7 protein-coding genes are annotated in these 8824 nt (G+C 74.4%); 6 read left to right on the forward strand and 1 reads right to left on the reverse strand.

Translation table 11 applies throughout. The features are described from left to right. Nucleotides 1-1408, forward strand: a 1408-nt coding sequence (locus AW16_RS0116310) for an HNH endonuclease signature motif containing protein (protein ID WP_156044224.1), incomplete at its 5' end; no start/stop codon positions are given. Nucleotides 1409-1670: 262 nt separating this feature from the next. Here the strand turns inward: AW16_RS0116310 and AW16_RS0116315 are convergent. Beyond that, nucleotides 1671-2624, reverse strand: coding sequence for a 1,4-dihydroxy-2-naphthoyl-CoA synthase (locus AW16_RS0116315; protein WP_029292134.1), 954 nt, complete (start codon nt 2622-2624; stop codon nt 1671-1673). 98 nt (nt 2625-2722) lie between these two features. On the opposite strand from AW16_RS0116315, the gene AW16_RS0116320 reads away from it, so the two are divergent. The 5 genes from AW16_RS0116320 to AW16_RS0116340 all read left to right on the forward strand — a co-directional run bounded on the left by AW16_RS0116320 (nt 2723) and on the right by AW16_RS0116340 (nt 8718). Beyond that, a complete protein-coding gene (locus AW16_RS0116320; RefSeq protein WP_029292136.1) occupies nt 2723-3046 on the forward strand; it encodes a multidrug efflux SMR transporter in 324 nt (107 codons plus the stop codon). Between the two features lie 76 nt (nt 3047-3122). Further along, nucleotides 3123-3713: a TetR/AcrR family transcriptional regulator gene (locus AW16_RS0116325; protein WP_231496087.1), complete on the forward strand. Its 591-nt coding sequence runs from the start codon at nt 3123-3125 to the stop codon at nt 3711-3713. A 14-nt stretch (nt 3714-3727) separates the two neighbouring features. Next, entirely contained in the window at nt 3728-4669 is a 942-nt protein-coding gene (locus AW16_RS0116330) for an o-succinylbenzoate synthase (protein ID WP_197021648.1), read from the forward strand. A 7-nt stretch (nt 4670-4676) separates the two neighbouring features. Further along, nucleotides 4677-6659: a 2-succinyl-5-enolpyruvyl-6-hydroxy-3-cyclohexene-1-carboxylic-acid synthase gene (gene menD / locus AW16_RS0116335; RefSeq protein ID WP_081861751.1), complete on the forward strand. Its 1983-nt coding sequence runs from the start codon at nt 4677-4679 to the stop codon at nt 6657-6659. Between the two features lie 142 nt (nt 6660-6801). Then, entirely contained in the window at nt 6802-8718 is a 1917-nt protein-coding gene (locus AW16_RS0116340) for a S1C family serine protease (protein WP_051682032.1), read from the forward strand. Nucleotides 8719-8824 lie beyond the last annotated feature (106 nt).

Here is an 8824-nt window from a genome sequence, read left to right on the forward strand (position 1 = left end):
GGAGGCGTTGGCGGACCCGGTCGCGCAGGCGAGGTTGGCTGAGGCGGTCACGGGTATGACACCGGTGCAGACCCGCAGGACGATCCTGGAGTACGCGGCTGTCTTCGACCCGGGCCGGGTGCAGGACGAGCACGACCAGGCCCGGCGGGACAGGTTCTTCAACCTGTCCGGTCACGGCGCCGGGGTGAAGGTCACCGGGTTCCTGGACGCCACCACCGGGCACGCGCTACGCCTCGCCCTGGAGGCGGCCTCACCGCGGGTCGAGGGGGACGAACGCACCGGGCAGCAACGCCGCGCCGACGCCCTGGGGACGATCGCCGCCCACGCACTCGGATGCGGCACCAATGACACGGGCACGAGCGCCGGCGCGGGTGCAGGTGCGGGCAGCGGTGGCTCGACGCGCACCGGCAAGCCCGCCGGCGGGTTGTCCGGGGTGCGTAACCGCCCGCACATCTCGTTGATCGTCCCTGCCGAGACGATGGTCGAGCTGCACCGTGCGGGCCTGGCCGGAGAGGCCGGTCGCATCCGCCACGCCCGCCGCGCCGACGGTCGCGGCCGGCCGCGGGACGACACGCGTCCCGCGCCACGCGGCAGCGGCGGCGGTGGCGTGCCCGGCGTTGCGGGCGAGACCGACTCGTTGTTCTCCGAGCTACCCGGTCCACGCACTGCCGACGGTGAACTCATCACCACCCGCTCGGCTGCCGGGCACCTGGCGGCCGGGCTCGCCGGGGTGCCCGCGCCGACCCTGGAGGACGGGACACCGGTGGCGCTCTCGGAGCTGGCGCGGGCGTTGTGCGACTGCGACATCACCCGCATCGCCATCACCACCGACAACGTGCCCGTCGACCTGGGACGGACCGCCCGGGTGTACACCGGGGCGCACCGGCGGGCCGTGACCGTGCGGGACCAGGGATGCGCGTGGAACGGGTGCGAGACACCCGCCCGGTTCACCGAGATCCACCACATCCGCTGGTGGGACCGCGACAACGGCGAAACCTCACTCGAGAACGCGGTGATGCTCTGCGACTACCACCACCACCGCGTCCACGAACACAACCTCACCATCGAACGACACCAACCACCGCCCCCACCGAAGCCCGGGCGGCGACGACCACGCATCGAGAACGGCGACACACCACCCGACCGCCCGGCCGGGAACCCCGACACGCCCGACGCGGCGCAGGACGGGTCGTCCGGCGCGACCGGAATCGCGCATGGTGGGCGACTCAACGCGGCCGGAGCAGCGCAGGGTGAGAACGTCGCCCTACCTGGCACGGCGGCCGTCGACAGCCCGGGTCCACCCGAGAAGCTCACGCCGCTCGCCCGACCCAGAGCGACCTACACGTTCCGGCGCACCAGCGACGGCACGATCGTCAACGAACCACGACGACCCGGCGCCGCCGCCTGATGCTGGGCGCATCAGGGCGTTCGGCCGACCGGTCGGCCGCCTGTCGAGCGCGGTCTTGCCGTCGCCAGGGCCGTGCCTCGCTCTGGATCAGGACTGGATCGGTCGGATCAGGTCTGGATCAGCGGATCAGGTCTGGATCAGCGGATCAGGTCTGGATCAGCGGATCAGGTCTGGATCGGTCTCGGCTCGGTCCCAGGCGCCGTCCCGGCTCGGCTGGGTCGGCGCTGGATCGGCGCCGGATCAGCGCCGGATCGACGCTGGTTCAGTAGGCGTAGCCGAAGCCGGACCAGTCGGGGTCGCGGCGCTGGAGGAAGGCGTCACGACCCTCGACGGCCTCGTCGGTCATGTAGGCGAGCCGTGTCGCCTCGCCCGCGAACACCTGCTGCCCGGCGAGGCCGTCGTCGGCCAGGTTGAACGCGAACTTCAGCATGCGGATCGCCTGCGGGGACTTCGTCGCGACGATGCGTGCGTACTCGAGCCCTGCCTCCTCGATCTGCTCGTGCGGCACGACGTCGTTGACGGCGCCCCAGGCGAGCGCGTCGTCGGCCGAGTACTCGCGTGCCAGGAAGAAGATCTCCCGCGCACGCTTCTGGCCGACCTGCCGTGCGAGCAGCGCGGAGCCGTAGCCGCCGTCGAACGAGCCGACGTTCGCGTCGGTCTGCATGAACCTCGCGTGCTCGCGCGACGCGATGGTCAGGTCCGCCACGACGTGCAGCGAGTGCCCACCGCCGGCGGCCCACCCGTTGACGAGCGCCACCACGACCTTCGGCATCGTCCGGATGAGCCGTTGGACCTCGAGGATGTGCAGGCGGCCGGCGCGCGCCGGGTCGATCCCCTCGGACGTCTCGCCCTCGGCGTACCGGTACCCGTCGCGCCCGCGGATGCGCTGGTCGCCGCCACTGCAGAATGCCCAGCCGCCGTCCTTCGGACTCGGGCCGTTGCCCGTGAGCAGCACGGTCCCGACGGTCGACGTGGTGCGCGCGTGCTCGAGCACGCGGTACAGCTCGTCGACCGTGTGCGGGCGGAACGCGTTGCGGACCTCGGGCCGGTCGAACGCGACGCGCACGACCGGCAGGTCGCGCGCCGCGGCGCCGTCGGCCGACCGTTCGACGCCGCGGTGGTACGTGAGGTCGGTGAGGTCGTCGAACCCGTCGACCGTGCGCCAGCGGGTCGGGTCGAAGGTGTCGGAGACGCGGTCGGGCAGCGGTGCGGTCACGCGGCAACCCTAGTCCGCGCCACTAGTGGTACGGTCGTACCATCAAGCATGCGCGACGGCGGACACTGCCACCCGGTGCGTGCGCGCGGAGGTGTGTCATGGCATGGCTCGTGCTCGTCGTGTCCGGTCTGCTCGAGGCCGGTTGGGCGCTGTCCCTCAAGGAGTCGCACGGGTTCACCCGGGTGTGGCCGACGATCTCGTTCGCGGTGCTGCTCGTCGCGAGCATGGGCGGTCTCGCGTTCGCGCTCCGCACCCTCCCCGTCGGCACCGCGTACGCGGTGTGGGTCGGGATCGGCGCGGTGACGACGGCCGTGCTCGCGATGACCTTCCTGGGCGAGTCCGTCTCGGTGCTCAAGGTCGTCTCGATCCTGCTGATCATCGGCGGCGTCGTCGGCCTCAACCTCGCGGGCGGGGGCCACTGACGTGCGGCCGGCGACGAACCGTTCGTCGGGGGAGGCGGTAAGCGAGAGGGCCGGGGAGACGGCAGGGGAGAGGGCTGTGCCGGCAGCAGGTGTGGACGCGGGTGCGGGCGACGGTCGGCGAGTGCGCGGCGCGCGGCGGCGTGCGGCGCTCGTCGACGCGGCGGCTGACCTGTTGCGCTCGGGCGGCCCGGCCGCGGTGAGCCACCGTGCGGTCGCGGAGCGCGCGGGTGCCTCGCTCTCGTCCACCACCTACTACTTCTCGGGCCTCGACGACCTGCTGGCCGCCGCGGGGGAGCGGGCCGCGCGCCACTGGGCGGAGCACGCGAGCTCCGTCGTACGTGACGGCCTCGGCCTCGGCCGCGAGGGCACGCGGACGCTCGCCGACGCGGTGCTCCCCACCGGGGACGACGAGGCGATCCGCGCCCACTACGAGCACCTCGCGTCCGCCGGTCGGCTCCCGGTGCTCGCCGCCGCGTACGCGCGCGAGCGCACGCTGCTCGACGACGAGGTCGCACGGCTCGGCCTCCCCGTCGCGCCCACGGTCGCGGTCGCGCTCGTCGACGGCGGCGCGCTGTCCGCCCTCTCCGAGGGCCGACCGGTCCGTGAGCACGTCGCGGCGCTGCTCGACGCGGCTCTCCCGGGCACGACGAGCGGGTCGCGTCCGTGACCTACCGTGAACCCGTGCTCGTCTACGACCTGCCGCTGCGCACCCGGTTCCGCGGCCTGCTGCGCCGCGACGGCGTTCTGCTGCGCGGCGACGCGGGGTGGGGCGAGTTCAGCCCGTTCTGGGACTACGACGCAGCGGAGTCGTCGGCCTGGTGGCGCGCGGCGCGCGAGGCCGCCGACGAGGGATGGCCCGCGCCCGTCCGGGACCGGGTCCCGGTCAACGTCACGGTGCCGGCGGTCGCCCCGGAGCTGGCGCACGCGATCGTGCTCGCCTCGGGCGGGTGCCGCACCGCCAAGGTCAAGGTCGCGGAGCCGGGACAGGACGCGGCCGACGAGCAGGCGCGGCTCGAGGCCGTGCGCGACGCGATCGGGCCCGACGGTGCGATCCGGGTCGACGCGAACGCCGCGTGGGACGTCGACACCGCCGTCGCCCGCCTCGCGCTGCTCGACCGCGCCGCGGGCGGGCTCGAGTACGCCGAGCAGCCGGTCCCGACGGTCGACGACCTCGCGGCGCTGCGGCGGCGCACGCACGTGCCGATCGCGGCGGACGAGTCGATCCGCCGTGCCGCGGACCCGCTCGCGGTCGCCCGTGCGCACGCCGCCGACGTGGTCGTGCTCAAGGTCCAGCCGCTCGGCGGTGTGCGGGCGTGCCTCGACCTCGCGGAGCGGATCGGGCTGCCCGTGGTCGTGTCGTCGGCCCTCGAGACGTCGGTGGGTCTCGCTGCGGGTGTCGCGCTCGCCGCCGCGCTTCCCGACCTGCCCTACGCGTGCGGGCTCGCGACCGCCCAGCTGTTCACGGCCGACGTGGTGCCCGACCCGCTGCTCCCCGTCGACGGCGCGCTGCCCGTGCGACGTCCCGAGCCGGACCGCGCCCTGGTCACCGCGCCGGACGAGCTGGCCGCGCGCTGGCGCGAGCGCGTCCGCTCCGTGCTCGCGCACCCCGAAGACCAGGCATGATGGCCCGGTGACTGGCTCCGAGACCGGCTCCGAGGCCGGTACCCACGTCGCCCCCGCGGAACGGGCGCGCGAGGGCAGCCGGTCCGGTCGCGCCGTCGACGGCGCGAGCGACGCAGGTCCGGCGGGGGCCGCCAACCCGTCGACGGCATCGGCGCGCGTGCTGCTGCAGGCGCTGGCGGCACTCGGGGTGGAGGACGTCGTGCTCGCGCCCGGCTCGCGCAGCGCACCGCTCGCGTTCGCGCTGGCCGACGCAGCCCGGCCGGCGCAGCAGCGACCCGCGCACGCACCGGCGATCAGGCTGCACGTGCGCATCGACGAGCGCTCGGCGGGCTTCCTCGCGCTGGGACTGTCGCGTGCGACGCCCGACGCGCCCCGGCCGGTCGCGGTCGTCACGACGTCGGGCACCGCGGTGGCCAACCTCCACCCTGCGGTGCTCGAGGCGGACCATGCCGGCGTGCCGCTCGTCGTGCTCAGCGCGGACCGCCCGCACGAGCTGCGCGGCACCGGAGCGAACCAGACCACCGAGCAGGTGGGCATCTTCGGGTCCGCCGTGAGACTCGTCGCCGACGTCCCCGCGCCCGTGGGGCTGGCCTCGGAGCCTCGGGACGTCCGCGCGCTCGCGGTGCGCGCCGTCGCGGCGGCGACCGGTGCACGCACCGGTGACCCCGGGCCGGTCCACCTCAACCTGTGCTTCCGTGAGCCGCTCGTGCCCGGCACCGAGCCGGGCGACGACGCCTGGCCCGAGCCCTCGACGGCGGGGCTCGCGCACGTCGCCCCGCGTCCCGGTGGTGCGGCGGTCGACGCCGCGCGGCCGGCGTCGGGCGTGATCGAGGCGGCGCACGAGACGGGGCGCGTCGGGGCACGTGCCGCGTCGCCGGCCGTCCCGCGGGGCGCAGCCGCGCACGCGTCCGCCGGGACGACGTCGCGTCGCGGCGGGGTCGCGACGGTGCTCGTCGCCGGCGACGGAGCGGGGGCCGGTGCCCGGCGGCTCGCCGAGGCGAACGACTGGCCCCTGCTCGCCGAGCCGTCGTCGGGAGCGCGCGGAGGTGCGAACGCGATCGCCGCGTACCGGCTGCTGCTCGACACCGACCTCGGGGCCCGCGTGCGGCGCGTCGTCGTCGCGGGCCGTCCGACGCTCAGCCGCCCGGTCCAGGCTCTCCTCGCGCGCGACGACGTCGAGGTCGTCGTGCTCGCACCGCACGGCGCTCGCTGGACCGACGCGGTCCGGTCGGCCGACCAGGTGCTGCTCGAGCCGCCCGTACGCATGCGCCAGGGTCGGATGCGTGGTCCTGCCGGCTGGCTGGATGCGTGGCAGTCGGCCGACGACGCCGCGGCGGCAGCGATCGACGCCGTCATCGACCCCGGCGAGCGCGGTCCGCGCACACGAGCCGGCTCGCGCGTCACCGGTCCCTCGCTGGCTCGCGCGGTCGCCGAGGTCAGCGCAGCGAGCGACGCGCTCGTCGTCGGATCGTCGAACCCGGTGCGGGACCTCGACCTCGTCGCGCGGTGGGAGCAGCCGCCGCTCGTCGTCGCGAACCGCGGGCTGGCAGGCATCGACGGCCTGGTCTCGACCGCCACGGGGGTCGCGCTCGCGCTGCCGCGACGGCGGGTGCGCGCGTACCTCGGGGACCTGACGTTCCTGCACGACGTCGGCGGCCTGCTGCGTGGGCCGATCGAGCCGGCGGTGGACCTGCAGCTCGTCGTCGCGAACGACGACGGGGGCTCGATCTTCGCGACGCTCGAGCCCGGCGCCGCTGCGCACGCGGACGCGTTCGAGCGCGTCTTCGGCACCCCGCACGGTGTCGACCTCGCAGCGCTCTGCGCCGCCTACGGGGTGCGGCACGCCCGCGTCGGGGACGTCGAGGGACTGCTGCCTGCCCTGATGTCGCCGGGCACGGGGGTCAGCGTCGTCGAGGTGCGCGTCGACCGCACGGGCCGACGAGAGCTCGGCGAGAGGATCGCTGCGGCCGTGCGGGACGCCGTCGGCTGAGCGTGGGCGTCGCGTCGGCGACGTGCTCGTCCGAGCCCGAGCAGGATCCAACGAAAACTCGCAGCAAACGTCCAGGTTGGTCGAAGGGTGCCTTCAGTGGCGTCGCGTTGGATGTCTTCCATACCGAGGAGGAACACGCGAGATGACCAGCACCCCTGAGAACGAGCAGCACCCCCAGGCCGCGCCCACGCAGCCGATCCCCGTCCACCCGACCAACCCCTTCCTGCCGCCCCATCCGGCGGCCCCCGCGGAGCTGCGGGCGCAGTACGAGGCAGCGCAGCAGGCCGCGGCCCAGCAGGCCGCCGCGCAGCACGCGGCCCAGGTCGCCGCGCAGCAGGCAGCCGCCCGCGACGCAGCGCAGCGCCAGGCCGAGTACGAGGCCGCTCAGCGTGCCGCGCAGGCCGGCACCCAGATCATCCCGACCGCCACGGTCGCCCCGGCCGCACCGGCCGGCGACGTCACGCAGCCGCTGCCCGTCGCCGCACCCGCGGCCGCCGAGGCGCAGCACCCGTACCTCACGCCCGGCTACAACCCCTGGCAGACCGCCGACCAGTCGGTGCCCGCGGATGCGATGGCCGGTGGCGCGCCCACCAAGCCGCGCAAGCGCCGCACGTGGATCCCCGTGACCGCGGCCGCGGCCTCGGGCGTGCTCGTCGCCGGTGCCGCGGTGTTCGGCGTGCTGCACGACGACGACACGTCGGGCAGCGCGACCCCCGCGTCGATCGCCACGATCGGGCAGGACACCAACGACGCGGTCCCCGTCTCGGGCTCGACCTCGTCGGACCCCGACTGGCAGGCGGTCGCGAAGGCCGTGCAGCCGTCGGTCGTCGCGATCGAGGTCACGACGTCGTCGGGCAGCGCGCTCGGCTCGGGCGTCGTGCTCGACAAGACCGGCCACATCGTCACGAACAACCACGTCGTGTCCGGCGCTCAGGGCGAGGTCACCGTGACCCTCACCGACGGCCGCATCTTCAAGGCGAAGGTCGTGGGCACCGACCCGACGACCGACCTCGCGGTCGTGAAGCTCGACAGCCCGCCGTCGGATCTCGTGCCCGCGGCGATCGGTGACTCGTCGACCGTCGTCGTCGGTGCGCCCGTCATGGCCGTCGGCAACCCGCTCGGCCTGGCGAGCACCGTGACCACCGGCATCGTCTCGGCGATCGACCGCCCGGTCTCGACCCAGGGCGAGAACGGCGGGGACACCACCGTCACCAACGCGATCCAGGTCGACGCCGCGGTCAACCCCGGCAACTCCGGTGGCCCGCTGTTCGACGCGAGCGGCCGCGTGATCGGCATCAACTCGTCGATCGCGCAGCTCTCGAGCGAGACCGGCTCGATCGGGCTCGGGTTCGCCATCCCGTCGAACCTCGTGAAGAACGTCGCCGCGCAGCTCGTCGAGACCGGCTCCGCCAAGCACGCGTTCCTCGGCGTCACGCTCTCGGACGGCACCGCGACCGCCGACGGCGTGACCCGCAAGGGTGCCGTCGTGAAGTCCGTGAGCGAGGGCTCGCCGGCCGCGAAGGCCGACCTCAAGGAGAACGACACGATCGTCGCGATCGACGGCAACCCCGTCGACGGCGCCGAGTCCCTCACCGCGTTCGTGCGGGCGATGACCTCGGGTGAGCAGGCCAAGCTGACGCTCGTGCGGGACGGCAAGGCGCTCGAGGTCGACGTCACGCTCGCGACGAAGGAGGACTCGACCAGCCAGCAGGGCGGCTCCGGCAGCCAGCAGGGCAACGGCCAGGGCGACCAGCAGGGCAACGGCTCCGGTGACGGGTTCGGGTTTGGCGGCCAGGGCAACGACCAGGGCAACGGCCAGGGCGACGGTCAGGGTCAGGGCGACGGTCAGAGCCAGGGTGACGGCTCGGGCAACGGGTCCGGTGACGGGTTCGGGTTCGGCGGCCAGGGCAACGACCAGGGTCAGGGCAACGGCTCGGGTCAGGGCAACGGTTCGGGTGACGGCTCGAGCAACGGCAGCCAGGACCTCAACGGCATGACTCCCGAGCAGCTGTGGCAGTGGTTCCAGCAGCAGCAGCAGCAGCAGGGCGGCCAGGGCTGACGCTCGTCGTCAGCAGCCGCACGGCTCGCGGCGCTCGCACCCCCTGAGCGCCGCGCACCCGTCTCTTTTACACCTCCCCGAGCCCACCAGGCCCGACTAGATCTCG

The sequence above is a fragment of the Cellulomonas sp. HZM genome (assembly GCF_000708885.1).
GTDB lineage: Bacteria > Actinomycetota > Actinomycetes > Actinomycetales > Cellulomonadaceae > Cellulomonas.